This is a genomic window from Paenibacillus lycopersici (genome assembly GCF_010119935.1).
Taxonomy (GTDB): Bacteria; Bacillota; Bacilli; order Paenibacillales; family Paenibacillaceae; genus Paenibacillus_Z; species Paenibacillus_Z lycopersici.
In genome coordinates, this window is the sequence record NZ_CP048209.1 from 3751950 (window position 1) to 3773016 (window position 21067).

At 57.2% G+C, this 21067-nt stretch carries 15 protein-coding genes; 3 read left to right on the forward strand and 12 right to left on the reverse strand.

Going from position 1 to position 21067, the window contains the following annotated elements:
• Positions 1 to 10: 10 nt before the first annotated feature.
• From GXP70_RS16535 to GXP70_RS16565, 7 genes are all read right to left on the reverse strand, one after another.
• Entirely contained in the window at positions 11 to 3403 is a 3393-nt protein-coding gene (locus GXP70_RS16535; RefSeq protein ID WP_162357844.1) for a methylmalonyl-CoA mutase family protein, read from the reverse strand.
• A gap of 283 nt (positions 3404 to 3686) precedes the next feature.
• Positions 3687 to 4778: a 3-phosphoserine/phosphohydroxythreonine transaminase gene (gene serC / locus GXP70_RS16540; protein ID WP_225442444.1), complete on the reverse strand. Its 1092-nt coding sequence runs from the start codon at positions 4776 to 4778 to the stop codon at positions 3687 to 3689.
• Between the two features lie 817 nt (positions 4779 to 5595).
• Entirely contained in the window at positions 5596 to 6573 is a 978-nt protein-coding gene (locus GXP70_RS16545) for an aldo/keto reductase (RefSeq protein WP_162357846.1), read from the reverse strand.
• 193 nt (positions 6574 to 6766) lie between these two features.
• On the reverse strand, positions 6767 to 8338 hold the full coding sequence (locus GXP70_RS16550; RefSeq protein WP_162357847.1) for an MDR family MFS transporter: 1572 nt from the start codon (positions 8336 to 8338) through the stop codon (positions 6767 to 6769).
• The gene (locus GXP70_RS16555) at positions 8335 to 8805 is read right to left on the reverse strand and encodes a MarR family winged helix-turn-helix transcriptional regulator (RefSeq protein ID WP_162357848.1); all 471 of its coding nucleotides are present in this window, start codon (positions 8803 to 8805) and stop codon (positions 8335 to 8337) included. The genes GXP70_RS16550 and GXP70_RS16555 overlap by 4 nt, the downstream gene beginning before the upstream one ends.
• Before the next feature lie 375 nt (positions 8806 to 9180).
• Positions 9181 to 10104 carry a tyrosine-type recombinase/integrase gene (locus tag GXP70_RS16560; RefSeq protein ID WP_162357849.1) on the reverse strand — a complete coding sequence of 308 codons (924 nt, stop codon included), beginning with the start codon at positions 10102 to 10104 and terminating at the stop codon, positions 9181 to 9183.
• Positions 10105 to 10427: 323 nt separating this feature from the next.
• Positions 10428 to 11537, reverse strand: a complete 1110-nt coding sequence (locus tag GXP70_RS16565; protein ID WP_162357850.1) for an alpha-hydroxy-acid oxidizing protein — start codon at positions 11535 to 11537, stop codon at positions 10428 to 10430.
• A 172-nt stretch (positions 11538 to 11709) separates the two neighbouring features.
• On the opposite strand from GXP70_RS16565, the gene GXP70_RS16570 reads away from it, so the two are divergent.
• A complete protein-coding gene (locus GXP70_RS16570) occupies positions 11710 to 12300 on the forward strand; it encodes a DUF421 domain-containing protein (protein ID WP_162357851.1) in 591 nt (196 codons plus the stop codon).
• Positions 12301 to 12318: 18 nt separating this feature from the next.
• Here GXP70_RS16570 and GXP70_RS16575 read toward each other — a convergent pair whose 3' ends face one another.
• From GXP70_RS16575 to GXP70_RS16595, 5 genes are all read right to left on the reverse strand, one after another.
• Positions 12319 to 13329: a phosphotransferase enzyme family protein gene (locus GXP70_RS16575; RefSeq protein WP_162357852.1), complete on the reverse strand. Its 1011-nt coding sequence runs from the start codon at positions 13327 to 13329 to the stop codon at positions 12319 to 12321.
• A gap of 43 nt (positions 13330 to 13372) precedes the next feature.
• Positions 13373 to 15241 (reverse strand): ABC transporter ATP-binding protein, encoded by a 1869-nt coding sequence (locus GXP70_RS16580; protein WP_225442445.1) that lies wholly within the window; start codon positions 15239 to 15241, stop codon positions 13373 to 13375.
• Entirely contained in the window at positions 15238 to 17052 is a 1815-nt protein-coding gene (locus tag GXP70_RS16585; protein ID WP_162357853.1) for an ABC transporter ATP-binding protein, read from the reverse strand. Before GXP70_RS16585 ends, GXP70_RS16580 begins: the two co-directional genes overlap by 4 nt.
• Positions 17053 to 17279: 227 nt before the next feature.
• Positions 17280 to 17954, reverse strand: coding sequence for a sensor histidine kinase (locus tag GXP70_RS16590; protein ID WP_162357854.1), 675 nt, complete (start codon positions 17952 to 17954; stop codon positions 17280 to 17282).
• Positions 17954 to 18670: a LytR/AlgR family response regulator transcription factor gene (locus tag GXP70_RS16595; RefSeq protein WP_162357855.1), complete on the reverse strand. Its 717-nt coding sequence runs from the start codon at positions 18668 to 18670 to the stop codon at positions 17954 to 17956. Before GXP70_RS16595 ends, GXP70_RS16590 begins: the two co-directional genes overlap by 1 nt.
• 269 nt (positions 18671 to 18939) lie before the next feature.
• Here GXP70_RS16595 and GXP70_RS16600 point away from each other — a divergent pair, with 269 nt between their 5' ends.
• Together GXP70_RS16600 and GXP70_RS16605 are read left to right on the forward strand one after the other, a co-directional pair.
• Positions 18940 to 19830, forward strand: coding sequence for an ABC transporter permease subunit (locus tag GXP70_RS16600; protein WP_162357856.1), 891 nt, complete (start codon positions 18940 to 18942; stop codon positions 19828 to 19830).
• The gene (locus GXP70_RS16605; RefSeq protein ID WP_162357857.1) at positions 19827 to 20801 is read left to right on the forward strand and encodes an ABC transporter permease subunit; all 975 of its coding nucleotides are present in this window, start codon (positions 19827 to 19829) and stop codon (positions 20799 to 20801) included. Before GXP70_RS16600 ends, GXP70_RS16605 begins: the two co-directional genes overlap by 4 nt.
• The last annotated feature ends 266 nt before the right edge of the window (positions 20802 to 21067 follow it).

Here is a 21067-nt window from a genome sequence, read left to right on the forward strand (position 1 = left end):
TCGCCTGCGCTTACATATTCCGCCGGTACTGCCCGCCGACTTCGTACAGAGCGCGCGTGATTTGACCGAGCGATGCCGACTTCACGACGTCCATTAACGCTTCGAACACATTGCCGTCCTGCCGGGCGGCCTGCTTCAACCGTTCGAGCGCCGCTTCGCTGCCGTCTTGATGCTGCTGCCGGAACGCCGCCAGATGTCGGATTTGCTCCCGCTTCTCCGCTTCCGTCGACCGTGCCAGCTCGATATCGTCCGGCTGCCGGGCCGGGTTCGGATCGACGAACGCGTTCACCCCGATGATCGGCAGCTCGCCGCTATGCTTCAGCTGCTCGTAATGGAGCGATTCGTCCTGGATCTTGCCCCGCTGATATCCCGTCTCCATGGCGCCCAGCACGCCGCCGCGGTCGTGCAGCCGCTGAAACTCCAGCAGCACCGCTTCTTCCATCAAGTCCGTCAGCTCCTCCACGATATACGAGCCTTGCAGCGGATTCTCGTTCTTGGCCAGCCCAAGCTCCCGGTTGATGATGAGCTGAATCGCCATCGCGCGGCGCACCGAGCTTTCGGTCGGCGTCGTGACGGCTTCGTCGTACGCGTTCGTGTGCAGCGAATTGCAGTTGTCGTAGATCGCCATCAGCGCCTGCAACGTCGTGCGGATATCGTTGAAGTCCATCTCCTGCGCATGCAGCGACCGGCCGGACGTCTGGATATGGTACTTCAGCTTCTGGCTGCGCTCGTTCGCGCCGTACTTATGCTTCATGACGACGGCCCAGATGCGGCGGGCGACGCGGCCCATGACGCAGTACTCCGGATCGAGCCCGTTGCTGAAGAAGAACGACAGGTTCGGGGCAAAATCGTCGATTCGCATCCCGCGCGACAAATAGTATTCGACGTACGTAAACCCGTTCGCCAGCGTAAACGCCAGCTGCGTGATCGGATTGGCTCCGGCCTCCGCGATATGATAGCCGCTGATGCTGACCGAGTAATAATGATGCACGCGATGATCGATGAAATATTGCTGTACGTCCCCCATCATCTTCAAGGCGAACTCCGTGCTGAAAATGCATGTATTCTGTCCCTGATCCTCCTTGAGAATGTCCGCCTGCACCGTGCCGCGGACCGATTGCAGCGTCGCCGCCTTGATGGCGGCGTATTCCGCCGCGTCCGGCTGCCGTCCATGCTTCGCCGCGAAACGGTCGACCTGCTGGTCGATGGCCGTGTTCATGAACATCGCCAGAATGGCCGGCGCCGGACCGTTGATCGTCATCGACACGCTTACGGCCGGATGGCATAGATCGAAGCCGTCGTACAGCTTCTTCATGTCGTCGAGCGAGCAGACGTTGACGCCGCTGTTGCCGATTTTGCCGTAAATATCGGGCTGCTCGCTCGGATCCTGCCCGTACAGCGTCACGCTGTCGAAGGCCGTGGACAGCCGCTTCGCGTCGTCGTTGCGGCACAGGTAGTGGAACCGGCGGTTCGTGCGCTCCGGCGTTCCTTCGCCCGCGAATTGGCGCTTCGGCTCCTCGTCGGTCCGTTTGAACGGGAAGACGCCCGCCGTATACGGGAACGAACCGGGCAGGTTCTCCTTCAGCAGCCAGCGTAGCAACTCGCCGTCGTCCTCGAACTTCGGCAGGCTGACGCGCGGAATGCGGCTGCCCGACAGCGAATGGACGGTCAGTTCCGTCACGACTTCCTTGCCGCGAACATTAGCGATCAGACGCTCCTGGCCGTACGTCTCGCGGACGGACGGCCAGGCCTCAAGCAGCCGCCGGCTATCCGGATGCATACCGGCTTCGCAGGCGGCAATCATGGCGTCCAGCCTCGCCGCGAACAAAACCGCCTCGGCCTCGGACAGATGACTGCCGTCATCGGCCGCGATTTGCTGCCTGGCGGTGCGCAGCGCGGCCAGCTTCCGGGCGGCCGCGACTTGTTCCTCCGCGAACGCGCGGTAGCGGCGGACGGCATGAATGATCTCGCTTAGGTATCCCGTTCGCTCAGGCGGAATGATCGTCGTTTTCATCATATCGTTAATCGTCTCATGCTTCGAGTTATTCTTCGAGGCTTGCTTGGACGCGTTCCCCGCGGCATCGGCAGCTGTACTCGCCGCCGGATTGCTTGCTGCGCCCGCTGCTCCCGGCAACCAATCATCCGCTTCCGGCAGCGCCCAGCTTCCGCCCGTCTTCGCCTCGACGATCCGCATCAGCTCCCGGAACAGCTCCGTCGTGCCGGAATCGTTGAACTGGCTGGCGATCGTCCCGAAGACGGGCAGCCGTTCGTCGGGAATGTCGAACGCCTGGCGGCTGCGCTTGAACTGCTTGCGCACGTCCCGCAGCGCATCCTCCGATCCCCGGCGCTCGAACTTATTGATAACGATGATGTCCGCATAATCGAGCATGTCGATTTTCTCCAGCTGGGAAGCGGCGCCGAATTCGCTCGTCATGACGTACATCGTCACGTCGCTGATATCGACGATCGCCGCCCCGCCTTGGCCGATGCCGCTTGTCTCGACGATGACGAAGTCGTACCCCGCCTGCTTCGCGACGGCGACGGCATCCGTGGCGGCTTCGCTGATTTCGGATTTCGAGCCCCTCGTCGCCATGCTGCGCATGAATACCCTCGGACCGTGGACCGCGTTCATCCGAATCCGGTCGCCGAGCAAGGCGCCGCCCGACTTCAGCTTCGTCGGGTCGATCGAGATGACGGCAATCGAGCGGTCCGGGAAACGGTCGAGATAACGCCGCACCAGCTCATCGGTCAGCGAGCTCTTGCCTGCGCCGCCGGTCCCGGTTATGCCGAGCACGGGCACTGATGCCGCTGCAGGCGCATTGGCGCGCAGCTGCGCAAGCACGGCGGTCTCGGCGTCGTCCAATTGCGCCTTGGACGCCTGATCCTCCGCAAGCGAGATCAGCCTGGCCGCGGCGCTCCGGCTCCGTGACTGCAAGGCCGCGAGCTCCTCCGCCGCTTGTCGCGGCGGCTTGAAATCGCAAGCTTGAATCATATAGTTGATCATACCTTGCAAGCCCATCTCGCGGCCGTCGTCGGGCGAGAACACGCGGGCGATCCCGTACTCGTGCAGCGCCTTGATCTCCGCCGGGACGATAACGCCGCCGCCTCCCGCGAAGATGCGGATATGGCCGGCCCCCGCCTGCTGCAGCACGTCATGCATATAAGTCAAGTATTCGATATGCCCGCCTTGATACGAGCTGATCGCGATGCCCTGCACATCCTCCTGAATCGCCGCGTCCGTTACTTCCTGCACGGAGCGGTTGTGGCCGAGATGAATCACCTCGACGCCGGATGCTTGAAGAATCCGCCTCATAATGTTGATCGAGGCATCATGCCCGTCGAACAATGCGGCAGCCGTCACAAAACGCACATGGTGTATCGGGCGAACCATTTGCGGTTCCATGCTGCATTCCGCCCTTCCGTCAAGATTGATCCTGCTGCGACTTCTTGTAACCCCTTACTACTTACCATATTCGCGGCCGCGCAAGAGATTCCGTTTCCAAGACGCCGTCGATATCCGTATTCGCCCCGAGAACGACGAAAATCCCGCAGGCAAGTCCTGCGGGATTTCAATTAACCGTTACGTCGGCGGAAGTCGAGCATGAACTCGGTTAGCCGTTAGTTGGCGGAAGCAGAGCATGACATCGGTTAACCGTTACGTCGGCGGAAGCAGAGCATAAAACCGGTTAACCGTTACGTTGGCGGAAGTCGAGCATGAACTCGGCAAGCGCCTTGCACGCTGTATAAGGTACCGCATTATATGCCGAGGCGCGTATTCCGCCGACGCTGCGATGGCCCGCCAATCCGTCGAAGCCGTTCGCTTCCGATTCCAGCACGAAACGCTTCTCCATCGCCTCGTCCGCCATGCGCCAGGTCATATTCATCATCGAACGGTCGGACTTCGCGATCAAGCCGTCGTAGAACCCGTCGCTCTGATCGATGACGCCGTAGATCAGCTCCGCTTTGCGGCGATTCTCCTGCTCGATCGCCGCTATCCCCCCCTGTCGCTCCGTCCATTCCAGGACGAGCTTCATCATGTATACGGCATGGACGGGCGGCGTATTGTACATGGATTTATGCTGAGCGTACGTGCTGTATCTAAGTATGGACGGGAGCTGTCGAACTTTGGCGAAGACGTCCAGGAGATCCTTGCGGACGACCGCGACCGTAACGCCGGCGGGACCGAGATTTTTTTGAGCGGATGCGTAGCACATCGCAAACCGTCTGTAGTCGATGACCCGGCTTAACATATCGCTCGTCATATCCCCGATCAACGGGACGGCCCCGGTGTCGGGGAAGTGCCGAAACTGCGAACCCTCGATCGTGTTATTCGTCGTCATGTGGACATACGCCATAGCCGGGTCCAATGGCAGATCGTCTACCGCGGGAAGCGTGCGCCAGTTCGCGTTCTTGCTGCTGGCCAGCACGGTTGCATCGCCAACGAAGCGCGCTTCCTGGTACGCCTTCTCCGAGAAGCTGCCGGATACGACATATCCTCCGGCTTTCCCCGACTCCTTCGCGTTCAGCGGCAGCATCGCGAACTGCATGCTCGCTCCGCCGCCCATCGTCAGGACCGTGTAACTCGCGTCCAACCCGAGCAGCTTCAGCAGCAGCTGCCCGGTTTCTTCGAACAGCCGTTCCACATCGGAGCTGCGATGGGACATTTCCATGATCGACATGCCGCCGTGCCTATAGTCGATCAATTGCCGCTGCGCCTGCCGCAGCACCTCCAGCGGCAGAGCTGCCGGCCCCGGATTGAAATTATGAATCCGTTCCAATGGACATCTTCCTCTCCCTTTGCGAAAACGCAAAAACGCCCCTCGTCTTATTGGGACGAGGAGCGTTCGCTCGCGGTGCCACCCAACTTGATCAAACCGCTTCGGGTTCGATCCGCTTGGTTCCGCGATAACGGGCGGGGCCGGTAAACTTAGGAGCATCGACGGAACAATCGATGCTCTTGACGGAAACGCCTCCGAGTTGGATGCTCATCATCGGCATAATCAGGTCATGGAATTGTTCCTTCAACCTTATACCTGCGGTCGGTGTCTGTCAATCCTCGTTTGGACGGACGTACGGCACGTTCAACGAATTAATCTTGTTAATTATATCGAGCCGCATACGGTTTCTCGACCTTCTGGAAGCAGCATTTGCTCGTCCGGTCATTCAAACCGCAAACAAGCTTATCGCCCTATATGTCCGTCGAATAGACAGCGAATCCGCCGCGTTTGTTCCAGCCCATACGGCGCCAGAACGATTGGCCGATTTCATTATCGTCCAGGACGAAAATATGGCATTTGTCGACTCCTGTCCGCCAGCTAACAATAAGTCGTTAAAAGAAGCGAATAGCGGATCTTCTGTCCGCTGCCTTGCTTGAGCGGTCATGCGGTCATGCGGTCGTATGATCGTGCGGTCATGCGCTCGTGCGGTCGTGCGCTCATGCTGCCGGGACTGTCCGAGGTCTGCGATTCGATTTGCTCCGAACCATCCAACCTGGTATTTATATACCGAGCCGCTGACGACTCTATCAGCGGCTCCCTTGCCGGATCACGTGCTGACAGCTTGTTGATCACGAGTTGAGCGCTGGCTTGGATGTCCTTAAGCCCCTTGAATCACGCTGCGAATGAACGCCGCATCTTCCGCGCTGAGCGGCTTGCCCGCGCTCTGCGCATTGGATTCCACCTGTTTCGCGTTCTTGAAGCCCGGAATGACGCAGGCGTTCGGCGATTGCGCCAGGGCGTACTGAATCGCGACCCGTACCAGATCCTGTACGTCCGTGCCGAACCGTTCCTTGATCGGCGTCAGCCGGCGGCGGATTTCGAGCAGGCGCTCCTTCGTATACGATGAATTGGAAGCCCGGATATCGCCGTCGCCGAATTGCGGCGGGTTCTCCGGATCGAATTTGTCGAGCAGCAAGCCTTGCGCAAGCGGTCCGAACAGCACCATGCCGATGTTCTGCTCGTCCGCCCAGCGGAACAAGTTCGTGTCCGGCTTGTCGAACTCGTTGCCGAACGCATTGTAGTGAAACTGGAGCACGTCCGGCCGCGTAACCGGGCAGACGCGCATGAAGTCGCGGTAGCCGTAGCCGGACTGCCCGATGACCCGGACCTTGCCTTCCTTCTGCAGCTGGCGCATCGTGTCGGCCGCTTCCTCCAGGTACAGGTCGTCCGGACCGAAATTCGTATTATGGAAGAAATGAAGATCGAGGTAGTCCGTGCCCAAATTCATCAGCGATTGCTCCAGCTGATGACGAATATGAATCGGCTGCATCGCGTTCGGCGCCGTGCCGCGGAACCAGCCGACCTTAGAGGCGATGACGACTTGATCGCGCGGAACCTCCTTCAGGAACCGGCCGATGACGCGCTCCGAATGGCCGTCGCCATACACGTCCGCCGTGTCGAAATGATTAATGCCCAGCTCGAACGCACGCTTCAAGCCGGCCAGCGACGCGTTGTCGTCATTGCCCGACCAGCCGACCGCTTCCCCGTCGCGCCATGACGGACCGCCGATGGCCCAGCAGCCCAAACTAACCTCGCTTACCCGTAATCCGGAACGACCAAGAACGCGGTATTCCATACTGTCCACTCCCTATTATGAATTCGTAATATGTATTCTTTCCACACTATAGCCAAGAAACGGCCGCTGTGGAAGTACGCACTTCAGTATTAGCTACTATCCTTTACGTAACTACCGGCGGCGATAATCGGCGGGATAGCAAAAACCAAGCCTCGCAGGAGACTTGGTTTCGCATGCTATTATCGGGAATCCATTAGTGCATATCCACTGCGGCCTTGACCGGAGCCGCTCCGGCTTCGCGCTTGGGCATCCGCAGCTTGCCGTAGAAGAAAGCGGAGATCAGACCGAGCAGCACAACGATAATGCCGATCACGAACACCGACGTAATGGCGTCGCTTAGAATCGATTGCAGCGCGCCAAGCAGCTTGGCGGGGATCGTCGCCTTCACTTCCGGCTGCAGCAGCGCCTGCGGATTCGCAAGCTGATTCAGCTGATCTGCCGGGATGTCCGCGAAGTCGCTGCGAATGTCGGCGATGCCGTCGGTCATCCGGCTTGACATGATGACGCCCATGATCGCGACGCCGACCGTGCCGCCGATGGACCGCGTGAACTGCGTCGTCGACGTGGCGACGCCGCGCAATTCATGGCCGACCGCGCTTTGCGCGGCGATGGTCAGCACGGGCATCAAGGCGCCCATGCCGAGACCGACGACGATCATGTACAGCACCAGCTCGAAGCTGCTCGTGCCGGTGCCCATTTGCGACATGAGCAGATAGCCGACCGTCATGATCGCCATCGACGTCATAACGATCGAGCGGTAGCTGAATTTCGTAATGAGACGGCCGCCGATGATGCTCGACAGAATGAGCGACAGCATGAGCGGCGTCAGGATGTAGCCGGAGTGCGATGCCGACGTGCCGATGACCGCTTGCGAGAATAGCGGAATGTACGTGATGGCGCCGAACATCCCCATCCCCATCAGGAAGCCGACGATGCTCGATACCGAGATGGAGCGGTTCGCGAACAGCTTCAGCGGAATGATCGGTTCCTTCACCTTGGATTCGATCCACAGGAACAACAGAATGAGCACCAGCGCGGCGCCGAACAGGCCGAGAATTTGCGGCGAGCCCCATGCGTAATGCTTCATGCCGCCGTCGGACGAACCGCTGCCGCCCATCTCGATCGCGAGCAGGAACGCGACGATCGCGCCGGTAAGCGTCGATGCGCCGCCCCAGTCGATCGATTTCTTCTCCGTGCCTTTGGATTCTTTGAGCGCAATCGAGAGAATGATCGCCGCGAAAATGCCGAACGGCAGGTTAATGTAGAAAATCCACTGCCATGCCATATGGTCGACGATGAAGCCGCCGACGGCCGGGCCGATAACGCTGGATAAGCCGAAAACCGCGCCGAAAATACCTTGCATCTTGCCCCGGCGGTCCGGCGGGAAAATATCGCCGATAATCGTCATCGCGATCGGCATCAGCGCTCCTGCGCCGATCCCCTGGATCGCCCGGAAAATGATCAGCTGCGTCATGTCATGGGACAGGCCGCAAAGCGCGGAGCCGATGAGGAACAGCCCCATCCCGATCAAATAAACGAGCCGTCTGCCGAACAAATCCGCCAGCTTGCCGAAGATCGGCACGGCCGTCGTCGATGTCAGCATATAAATCGTAAATACCCAGCTGTACAAGCTGAAACCGTTCAATTCCGCAATTACATGCGGCATGGCCGTCGAGACGATCGTCTGGTCGAGCGATCCGAGCAGCAAGCCGAGCATGAGTCCGGTCACGATCCAGCGGATTTGCCTAGGACTAATGTTTGTCATCGTTCCACTTCCTTGTTCTGTTGGTCTTGGTTATCGTCAAGCATGCGATACAACAGCGTGAACGCATTCAAGACGATATCGATCTGCGAATCGTCCAGCCGTCCGACAATGCTTGTAAACCATTCGCGCCGCTGCTTCCACGTCTGTTCGACCGTGTCCTTGCCCTGCGCGGTCAAGCTGAGCTTCACGACCCGGCGGTCTTCTTCCTGGCGGGTTCGTTCGACCAAGCCGAGCGTGACGAGCTTATCGGTCAGCCCGGTAGCCGCGCCCGAGGTGATGCCGAGCATTCGGGCGGCGTCGTTGACTTTGCACGTTCCGACCCGATACATATGCATCAGGACGAAAATGTGGCCGTTCGCCAAATTGAACGGGTTCTCCAATGTTTTCATCCGGTTCTTCGCCCGCTGGAACCACCGTTCCATGAGCAGCTGCAGCTCTGCAAGCTTGGCTTCTTTGCCGTCCGACACAGCGATCCTCATCCCTTTCCGATCGGATCATCCGCGAATGATGCCGAATACCTTTCTTCTTAAATATCTTACTGAGTAAGATAGTTGACTTTTAAGAATTTAACCTATTATTTACAATACGTCAATACTTTTGTGAAAATAATATGTTAATGCCGTTAAATGATGCAGCGGCCGCCCGCCTATCCGATCGTCTGCGGTCCCGCGAGCCTCCTTCATTACGATCCTGCCTTGATGATACGTCACCTTGATGTCACGCCAACGCCAAAAAAGCCGGCGGTCCATTTGACCGCCGGCCTTGCTTTCCATGCCTCTCGTTCTATGTAGTCCCCTCGTTCCATGCCGGCCTTCGTTTAGCGGCTTTACGCTTGCCGCGGCTCAGCCGATGGCATGCAGCGGAATGTTGATCGTCGACATCGCCTGCTTCTTCTGCTGATCGTTGACATGCGTATAGATCATCGTCGTCTCGATGGATGCATGGCCCATCAATTCCTTCACGACCCGAATGTCGACGCCGTTGCGCAGCAGCATCGTCGCGAACGTATGCCGAAGCTTATGGCAGGACAGCTTCATGTCGGCAAGCTTCGGATACTGCCGCTTGAACGCCTCGAACGTTTGCCCGGCGATCTTCTGGATTTGGCGGATGGACAGCCGTTTCCCCTTCTGCGAGACGAAGAACGCGTCCTCCTTCTCCCGGTACGGTTCGATCCGCTCCCGTTCGACCTCCGTCAGCATCGCCGCCAGCGCCTCGGGCACGGGAATCTCGTTCCACTTGCGCCCTTTTCCGAATACCTCGATCGTTCCCTTCGCCTTCTTGTAATCGCTGCGGTTTAACCGATGCACTTCGCCGACGCGCAGCCCGCAATAACTCATCAAGAGGAAAATCGCCAAATTGCGGTTCCGGTAACGGCCATCGATGAACGCCAAGCTCAAGGCAAGCTCTTCTTCTTCGAGATAGACGGGCTTCTTGTTCTTCTCCGTCTTCGATTTCTTCACTTCCATCGCCGGATTGCGGGCGGTCATCTCGAAATCGATCAACGCCGCATAGAACGAGCGGATCGCGGACAATGTCCGGTTGCGCGTACGGTCGCCCGTCGCTTGCTGCTTGGAGACGAGGAACGAGATGACATGCATTTTCCCCGCCTGCTCCACGGCAAGCTCGTCCAGCGAATGCAGGTACGCGTACACCTCCCGCATGTATTCCTTCTGCGTCGTATCGGTGTACCCGGCTTGCTTCATCCAGATTCGAAAAGCGCGCGTCTGCGCCCCGTATACTTCATCCAGCTCGTGATGGTTCGGCATCCCATAAACACCTCGCGTTTTTGCTCGAATTAGGCAAAGCTAGGATCAAATAATGTCCGATTAGGCGGCTTACATTTGAAAGTGCGCAAAACACTGATTTTGCGCACTTATTATAGCATAGAATAGAAGCGTTGGTTAGACGCTTCTTCAGGCTGTTGTCGAGAAAGTACTCGGTTCTTCGAATTTGCCCATGCCGGCTGGATCGTCTTCATGGGCAACGGACACAGAATCCGTTACTGGATTGAAATCGGTAGGTTTGGGTTCGCGAATGGAAGTGTTTACGCCGTCCGTACGATCCTGCCGCCGCTTGCCGCTCTATGATGTCATTTCACTTTCATAAGTAAGGATGGATTAACGTCATTCTTGCTGCTCCGCCCGGATATCGCCAGCTGCAGTTCAGTCTCTGCGATCAGATGCTTGATCACTTCCTCTACCTCCGATTTTCCCGCGACGGCGAGAGCGTATGCGTACGGGCGGCCGATGAGCACGGCAGCGGCGCCAAGCGCGATCGCTTTTAGAATATCCGCCCCCCTGCGAATGCCGCCATCCATGATAATCGGGATTTTCCCTTGTATCGATTCAACGATGGCAGGCAAGGCTTCCAACGTCGCTACGGCGCCGTCGAGCTGCCGGCCGCCGTGATTCGAAACGATAATACCGTCGACGCCATGCTCCATAGCCAATAACGCATCGTCCGGATGGGTAGTTCCCTTGATGAGCAGAGGCAGACGGGTTTGTTCACGAATGAAAGCAAGCTCCTTCCACGTAAAACAGGTGTTGTTGCCTTCCTCCAGCGCTTTCAATGCGGCTTCTTTCACGTTGTTATGAGGCGCTTCCCTCAACTTCGAGCAAAAGACGGGATCGGTAAAATAAATCCCCATGCCTTGTCCGGTCAGAAACGGTAAGTAGGCGTTCTGCAGATCGGTCTCGCGCCAGCCGAGGATGGTCGAATCGACCGTGACGACGATGGCCTTGAATCCGGAATCCTCCGCGCGTTTCAGAAAGCTTTTGGTAAGCTCTTGGTCTTTCGGAGGATAGAGCTGGAACCATCTGATCCCATCTCCCATCGCTTCGGCCACCTTCTCCATCGGAACGCTGGAGACATTGCTGAGGATATAAGGAACGCCCAGCTTTGCCGCGGCTCTGGCGGGGCCCAGTTCGCCGTCGGGATGAAGAATCGTATTGACCCCGATCGGCGCCAGCAGGAACGGAACCGGGAAGCGGGTTCCGAAAATCGATACCGATAGGTCGCGTTTCGTAATATCGCAGCAAACCCTTGGCCGGATCCGGTAATGTTGAAAAGCTTCTATATTGCCGCGATGCGTATCCCCTGCTCCTGCCGCCCCACAGACGTAACCGAACGGACCGGCGGCGAGCACGTTCTTGGCCCGATTCTCCCCAAAGGAGTATGTACATCTCTGGAAAATTGACAATCCATGTCAATCCATAGCATGCGCCGAACAGTTCTTCTACTCGGCATAGCGCCATCCTTACGAATAAATCCATATATGGCAGCAAACAATACAGGCAGGTTTGCCATGCCGTTATTTGCGTTTACATACCAGCATCTTGCAAGCAATTGCGATGAGCTCGCGGAGGGATCAAATGAATCCGAATTTTATCTGGGAAGCAGTGACCGTCTTATTGATCGGATACTGCCTGCAACGAATCATCGGCAAAAAAACGGCGGGCGAAATGACCGGCCTTGAGATCATTACCCTTTTATCCATGGCCTCTATGATCGGGCACGCCGTTCGGGGAGACGGCTTGTTGAGGACAATCATTACGCTGTGTATTTTCGTAACGCTCTTATTAACGATTCAGTTTCTTGCCATCAAGTTCAATCGGATCGAGAAGTGGGTCATGGGCGAAGCGACGCTAGTGATCAAGAATGGGCAAATTCTTACGGCAAACCTTAAGAAGCTGCGCATGTCCGTTGACCAATTAGAAGCAAAATTGAGGGAAAAGGGAATTATTTCTTTCACGGATATCAAAACGGCTACCATCGAAATGAGCGGGGAAATCGGCTATGAGCTGATGAATCATGCAAAACCGGTAACGCTCGGAGACTTGGACAAAATCGTAGCTCAGCTGCTTCAGCAACAACAGCCTCAGCAGCCGAAACAAAAGGATAACCTCTTCGACGAAGTCGTACGAGACGGCCATCACAAATACATTCCATCGGAACTCGTTTGAACAATCCGGCAACCGGTTCTAGCAGCGGATTGCATCCGGATGCTTCAGCAGCAGCTCCCCAAGCCGCAGAAAATGCAGCTTCCCGCGCAGCTCCCCGCCCGTATCGTTCATTAAACCGGCAATGACAATCTGATAGAGCGGCACGGCGGCCGTATAGGGAAGAAGCGCTTTGCGCTCCGAGGCCGTTAATGTCGTCCGCGCCGCCTCTTCATATCGACTGATTAGCTCTCCGATCAGCGTCCACGCATCGGATTCCGGCTCTTTGTGTCCGCCCAGCGCAAGCAGCATGAACGCGATGGCATAAGCCACATCATGAATGCGAGGACGGTAAGCGGCAAATCCGAAATCGAAGTAGACGTCCCTCCCGTCCGTTCCCTTGCACACATTCGACAAGCGAACGTCGCCGTGAACGAGCTGCACCGGCAGCTCCGGCGCATAGACCCACTGCCTGTTAAGCGCCTGAAGTTGATCGCGGAGGCGGCGAACAATGACCAGGGCGTCCGCATCATCGCGGACTTTGGACTCGGCCGTCGCGAGCCAGCGCCGCAACGTGGACGGCGCGGCGTAGGTCGAGACGACAGGGCGCGGAACGGGATGTTCGAACCTTTCCAATGCAAGGTGCAGAACGCCCATCGCTTCGAACATCCACAAGTAAGCATCCGCCGTCGGCGCAAGCCGTTCATGCGGCAGGTAGGTCTCCAGCTCGGCCCATCGATTCCTGAAACGAAACATGGATTGGTTGTTTCGATACAACGGCTCGGTCGTTACAAGCCCCTGCGCCGCGCAATGACTTCGAATTCGTTGAACCGCGGACAACCGTTGGCGGCTCACGAAAGCTTGATGGATGCGCAGCACGAGATTGTCGGGTTCGATCTTCACGTTCAAACTCATCGTTCCGCCAAGGTCGACGGCCGAAGCGCCGGGCGAGATTCGCTGCGCCAGTCGGTCGACATCCGCATCTTGCAGCGTTAATCGCCCGGGATCCGCAGGATCGTCGATCCACCATTTATTCAAGTTTGCTTGCTGCATGCCATGACCTCCTCCTTGTTGAATGCGCCTGCGCCGTCCATCATCAGTCCACGTAATACTGCGCCTGCGCGTTCCACAGCTCGTGATACTTCCCGTCCGCATCGGCCACAAGCGCCTCGTGACTGCCTCTTTGCACCAAAGCGCCTTCATGGAAGACGGCGATATTATCGCAGAACCGGCAGCTCGAGAGACGGTGCGAAATGTAGATCGCGGTCTTGCCGCCGACGATTTCGTTGAACTTCGAATAGATCTCGAACTCGGCGACCGGATCGAGCGCGGCCGTCGGCTCGTCGAGAATAATGAACGGCGCGTCCTTGTAGAGCGCGCGGGCAAGCGCGAGCTTCTGTTCCTCGCCGCCGGACAGTTCGATGCCCCGTTCTTCGAAATCCTTGTAGAGATACGTCTCCGTACCGTCAGGCAGTTGACCGTATCGTTCGCCGAAGCCGGCTTCCGTCACGGCAGCTTCGACGCTGGCCTTGTCGTAATCGACCGTGGCCGCAACGTTCTGGCCAAGGCCAAACGAGAACAGCTTGAAATCCTGGAATACGACCGAGAATATCGACATGTATTCGGCATACTGGTATTTCGTAATATTAATGCCATTAAGCAAAATGTCCCCTTCCGTCGGATCATACAGCCGGCACAGCAGCTTGATGAACGTCGTCTTGCCGCTGCCGTTCATGCCGACGACGGCCAGCCGCTCTCCGACACGGAACTTCAAGGACAAATTGCGCAGCGAGTATTCCTCCGAACCGGGATACTTGAACGACACGTTCCGGAACTCGATCTCGTACTCGTTGTCGCCGTCCAGGCACATCGCGCGCTTCTCTACCGGCAGCGTGCCCTGATACATCTGCGAGGGAAGCGCGAGATAATCGAAGTAAACCTTCAGATTGGCGTTATTCTCGCGAAGAAGCGCCAGCTGACTCATGAAATTGGTGAACGCGCCGGTAAATTCGTTGATGCTTCCGACGTATCGCACGATTGCGCCGACGCTGATCATGCCCGCAAGCGCCTTCAAGCCGACGAACAGATAGATCAGCGTCGAGATGAGCACCGTGGAGATCGTCGTCATCGTCGCGTACTTCACTTCATTGCGCGCCATCTTGTTCAGCGTAACGCCCGCGTTGTCGAACATCGTCCGCGCTTCGCTGGCAATCAACTTCTGCTGATTGTAGATTCGAATATCCTTGCCTGCATGATAGGCGTTTAAATAATTGGTCATATAATAACCGAACAGACGATTGATCTGAATGGTTTCGCTCAAGATTCTAAGGAATTTTTGGGACGTAGTGGCATTCGCGTACATGCCCAGCATCACGTTGGCCAAGATGCCTAGGCCTAGCAGAATCGCAAAGTACGGCGACCCTACCCATCGGTAGATGCCCGTCATGTCCGAATGACCATGCGTCGCAAACAACGATAACGTCAGCGAGACCGAGAACACGATACCGAACAGATATTTCGTCATATCCTGGAAGGAATGGATCAACCGCCATATACCGCCGTCGTTTAAATTACGTACTTCGTCCATCTTCTGCCGCAGCCGATGCGTCTCCGGATCTTCGATGCTCGCATAATCCATTTCAATGATTTTCAGGCTCAGCGCCATTTCGTAGTGGTAATTGAGTTCCAATCGCATCGTGTTGTATCGGCTCGTCATATAACGAATGACTAGCGACGATCCTGCCTGCGACAGAACCGTGATGACCAACAGCGTAATCAGCTGCCGGAAGGTTTCTCCCTCGGCGATGCCGTCTATGATCAGCGCCGACATGTAAATCGCGATGAACGGCGCGAACGCCTCGCATATCGCGCGGCACACGATCAGCGTCAGCAGCCATGGCCGCAGGCGGCGTACCTCGATCAGTCCTTTGCCGATATAGGCGATGTCCGCGATCCAGCTTCTCATACGCCTACCGCCTCCTTGTAATAGTGGCTCTGCAGCTCGAACATCCCGGCGTACTTCCCGCCCAGTGCCATCAGCTCGGCATGCGAGCCTTCCTCGACGATTCGGCCGTTCTCCAGAAACAGAATTCGGTCGCAGAAGCGGGTGCTGGAGAGCCGGTGCGAGATGAAAATCGACGTTGCCGAAGCCGTCAGCTCATTGTATTTCAAATACATTTCATTCTCGGCGATCGGATCGAGCGCCGCGGTCGGTTCGTCAAGGACGATGATCGAGCCGCCTTTATACAGCGCTCTTGCGAGCGCGAGCTTCTGCTTCTCTCCGCCCGACAAGTCGATGGCGTTGTCGCGAACGCTTTTCAATAGCTGCGTTTCTTCCTTCTCGGGCAAGCTTTGGACTTTCTCATGCAGGCCGGATAGTTTCAGCACGTGCTCAAGCCGCTCCCGGTCGATCAGATGCGCCTCGCAAAGCGCGATGTTCTTCGCAATGGAGAACGGCATTAAGTAGATATCCTGGAAGACCACGGACAGGAGCTTGTAATAGTCGTCGCGGTTGTAGCTGGCGATATTCCTTCCCCCGGCAATGACGGCTCCTTCCGTCGGCCGGTATAATCCGCATAACAGCTTGACGAGCGTCGTCTTCCCGGCGCCGTTCATGCCGACGATCGCGATTTTCTCGCCTGGCCGAATCGTGAAATTAATGTCCTTAATCGTTGCGTCGTCGCTGCTGTCGTGACGGTACCAGACGTTCTCGAAACGAATCTCCGGCGAAGCGTCGGGCAGCGCCGCACCCGCTCCGCGATTGGACCGGTCGGGCATATCCAGATAGTCGCGCATATCGCCGATCGCGAGACTCGTCTTATGCAGCGCGTTGAAGCTGTCGATAATGCCGAGCAGCCAGCCCGAATATTGCGTGATCAACGCGAAGAAGAACACGAATTCGGCGGCGGATATGCCGTTGTGCGTCACTTGATAGAGGAGGAATCCGTAAGCGGCGCCGTCTCTGACGACCGTCATCGTCACGTTCAAGACATCCACGATGAAACCGCGCCGTTCGCTCTTCCGGCTCCATCCGAGCCGTTCCCCGAGCAGACGCTTGGATACTTGCCGGAACCAGCCCGACATGCCGTAGATCCGCATGTCTTTGGCCGCTTCGAAATCGCCGGCTTTCTTGCTGATGTAACTGAGCTTCCGCTCTAACGGCACCCAGTTGTCCTTGTTTCGCTGCACCCAGTGGTTATGCGCGCGGTTGACGGCATAGTTAATGGCCGTGCTCCCGAACAGCAGTAAGACGACCCAGGGGCTCAGGAAGTTCAGCATGGCGGAGTACGTGAGCAAGCCGATGCCGTTCGAACAGCATTTGACGAGCTGCGCGAAGAATTGCTGCGTTCCGGTATCGTCCCCTTCCATCGCCTTGTTGGCTTTATCCATTTTATGCTGGCCGGAATTGCTCTCGATGTTGTCGTAGTCGGTATTCATCACCTTGTCGATGCTCAGGCCGATGTAGAGAAACCGGTTGTAGAACGCTCGAAATTGGATTTTCGCGCCGATATACATATTCAACCAATGCATCGCCAGCAATCCGGCGGAAATCGACAAGACATATACGGTCAACGTGCCTGCGTCGGAAGCGTCCGTCACGAGCTCGACGACGCTCTTGGATAAATAAGCGGCGAGCAGCGGCAGTAGGACGATGACGGGGATATGGGCGATCGTCGCGAACACGATCGATTTGTCCAGCTGATACGATTTGCGAAGCAGGAATGCCAGATTGCCGAACATCGAATGCAGCGGTGAATGCCGCCCGGTCTTAGTCATAAGACGCACCTCCTGCAATAAACATAGCAAACCGAAGGCGGCAAGAGTCCAGATACGCACGAACGGTCTGTATACGAGCACGAACGGTTGTCGAAGCGGTTGAAACCGCTGATGAAGCGACTGATAAAGCAGTTGATGGAACCGTTGATGAAGCGATCATTGGAGCGTCAGCGGCGCCTAGCGGAGCAGGCGCCATCAACGACGCACGGCGATGTCATCGTTCATCGTCACAGAGGCAACATGATTTCCGTCGCGAATACGCCCTCTTCGTGCTGGCGATTGACATAGCCGTTATACTTGTCCGCGATCCGGTCGATCCGCATCAGGCCGAAGCCGTGCGTGTCGCTGTCCTTGGTCGTCAGGAACGACTTGCCGCTGCGGATCACGTCTCCGCCGACGGAATTCGCCACGGAAATGTAGAGCTGCTGCTTCAAAATGCCGATATACACGCGAATGAACCGATTGGACGGCAGCGCTTGTTTCAAGCACGCTTCCATGGCGTTGTCCAGCAAGTTCCCGATCATGACGCACAGATCGATTTCGGAGACGCGCAGCTTATCCGGCACGACGGCTTTCGCGTTGACGGCGATGCTCTTGGTCGCGATAAGCGACAGCTTGCTGTTCAGAATCGCGTCGACCATCACATTGCCGGTCTGAAGCACCGTATCGACGGCGGACAGGTCGCTGTCGAGCTGATTTAAGTAGTCGTCGAGCGCCGCGGTTTGCCCGAGGGCCAAATGCGCTTTCATCGTCTGGATATGATTATGATAATCGTGCCGCCAGCCGCGCATCTGGTTGTACATATGCTGCACCTCGTCGCAGTGCTTCAGGATGAGATCATGCTGAAAGGCGGAAATCCGGCGATCCAGCATGCGTCCGAACAGCATGTTCATGAGGCCCATTAACCATCCACCTTATAGAATCGGATAAACGCTTGGTTGACCTCGCCGTACGAACGTCTTGCAAGCGGTACGGACATGTCGTTGTCCAGCACGATATCGGTTTTCGTAATTCGTTTGATCCATTTCAAGCCGACGATATAGGATCGGTGGCAGCGGCTGAATTCCTGGCGGCTTAGTTGCCCGCCGATCTCGGATAGCGACAGCTTCGCCTCGAATCGGCCGGTCTGCGTCGTCACGATGACGGAATGCGCGATCGCCTCGACGCAGAGAATGTCCTTGTGCGGGATCCGCACGCTTTCGCCGCCGACGGTCAGCATAATCGCCTTGTCGGATTTATTCGACTGTCGGACGGCCTTGTCCAGCACGTCGAACAGCTTGTCTTCGTTCACGGGCTTCATCAAGTAATGCAGCGCAGACACCTCGTAGCCATATGCCATGAAATCCGAGTATCCCGTGATGAAGAGAATCTGAATCGACTCGTTGTCTTGGCGGATGCGATGCGCGAGCTCAATGCCGTTCATCGCCCCCATCTCGATGTCGAGCAGCAGAATGTCGGCCGACTTGTCGTCGGCATAGTGAAACAGGAACGCTTCGGCCGAACCGAAGGTACGGATCTCCGCCGTATGGTTACGGGTCTGCGCCCATCCGGCGGCAAGCGCGGACAGATAGTTCGTCTCGACCTGTTCGTCGTCGCAAATCGCGAACTTCAGATGCATGGATGTTCCTCTTTCCGATGGTTGTAGGCGTAACGGGCGAATCGATGAATGAATCAGAGAAATGGACTGGAACGCGCATGAATCGTTAAATGCGCATGTATGACATTTCGCGATTCGGCAGGGAGTTCCTTCCTTCGGCTTCCGCCGCAATTTGAACGGGCCCGCCCAGTCATATTTTCCCATCGCATCCGCTCTAGGCGCTCTCTCGCATAACGACTATACTTGTCTGATGTAGAGCTCCCATCCCAGATCGCGAAAGGAACGATTCTATGCCGAAACTAGCGCGGCATGCGCTTGTCCTCCCCGCTCTCGTCGCTTGCGTGCTGCTGTTCGCGCTCTTCCCCGCCCTGCTGCATGCCGGCCCTGCGGGCAGCGGCTTCAGCCTGCGATGGAGCGACGGCCTCGCAAGCGTGCGCGAATACTTCGCCGGATACGCGAACGGCTCGTCCTTCCGGTATCTCTCCGGCAAGACGGAGCTCGGCTTCTGGCGGGAAATCGGAAGCAGCGCGGCGGTCACGCTCTTCTATACGGCGCTCGGCGCCTTGGCGGGCATGACGCTCGGCGTGTCGCTCGGCATCTGCTTCGCCGTCTCGAGGCGGGCCGGATGGCTGCGAAGCCTGATTGCGCTTACCGGCTTCATGCCCGATTTCGTCATCGTCCTGCTGCTGCAGCTGTCGATCGTCTATATTGCGTCGGAGACCGGTTTCGTCGTCTTCCAAGTGGCCAGCTTCACGTCCGACGATCCCGCCGTCGCCCTGCCGCTGCTGACGGCGATCCTCATTCCGGCGAATTATATGATACGGAACGTGTCGCTGCAGATGAAGCAGACGTTAACGGAAGACTATATCGGCTTCGCGAAGGCGCGAGGACTCGGCAAAACGTATGTGGTCTTCTTCCATGCGCTGCCGAACGTGCTGCCTTATATCAAGGCGGACCTGCACAAGTATATGGGCATTCTGTTCGGCAATTTGTTCATTTTCGAGTATTTGTATAACCTGCACGGCGTCACGATGCTCGTCTTCTCGAACGCGTTCGCCTACGAGGGCTACCAGTACGGGCTGGTCGTCAACGGCTTGTTGACGCTGCTGGCCATATACGCCGTCGTGTATGCGCTGCTGCGCGTCATGCTGTACGGCTGGGAGAAGGTGTTCGTACGATGAGCGCTAAGACGCTGAACCGTCCGCTGCTTGCGGGACTCATTCTCGCTTCGCTCCTGTTCGCAGGCCTTGCCGCCGCGTATTTCGCGGCGCCGCACGACTTGAGCGATCAGGCGAAGGCCAGCTACACCGTCGACGAGTCGGGCAGCGGCTCGCTCCAGGTGCTGCCCGTACCGCCGGGCGGCGATTATCCGTTCGGCACGGATAAATACGGCTATGATCTGCTGGCGAAAATGCTCGCCGGCGCTCCTTACACGATCGGCGGCGCGTTAGCCATCGCCGCTGCCCGCACGGCCGCCGGCAGCGCGCTCGGCATGCTGCTCGGCTACTACGGCAGCAATGCCGGCCACAGGCGGCTTCGGCAGGGTCAAGAGCAAGGACAGAAGCAAGGGCAGGCAGGCTCTCCGCTTGCCGGCGCATTGAACGGCATTCCCGCATTCGTCATCGTCTGGATGATCATGATCGGCATATCGATGAATCCCGCCGCATCGCCGCTTGCGATGACGCTCATGATCGGCGCCGTGCTGACGCTCGTCGGCATCCCGCCCGTCATCTCGACGATGCGCGCGAAGACCGGCTTGATCAAGGAGAAAGCGTTCATTACGGCCGCTCAATCGATCGGCGCCGGCCATGGAACGATCGTCCGCCGGCATATTTGGCCGCATTTGAAGGAAAGCATCGCCGTCCTGTTCGTGCAGGAGGTCGTGCTCGCGCTCGGCCTGTTCGGGCAATTGGCAATCTTCAACGTCTTCGTCGGCGGCACGACGCAGTTCTTCGACCCCGTCGAATACGTATCGCGCTCGAACGAATGGAGCGGCTTGATCGGGCAGGCACGGGACAACCTGTTCGTCCATCAATGGCTGCTGCTTTATCCGTTAGGCGCGTATATCGCGTTCATTCTAGCCTTGTACTGGGTTTCGATCGGGCTTGAGAAGCATTACAGACATAAGTACGCGAAACAATCCTTGTTGTAAGGAGCCGCTGCAATACGCGTGGGGGCTGCCTCATAGCGCTGTTCGTAACACGGAAGGAGATGATGCCTTGAACGGCGGCATCTCCTTTCCGTATCCCGGCTGCGTGCAGGAGCGTCCGGCGATCGCTGGCGGAAAATGTGGCGTCTGCGAGTATGGTTTACATAACTATATTTACGTATACTTTATCCCTCGCCGACAGTTAATGTCATTAATTTATTTGCTGCCATTCGAATTGCTCCAAACCAAAACCTTTTTAACACTCGACT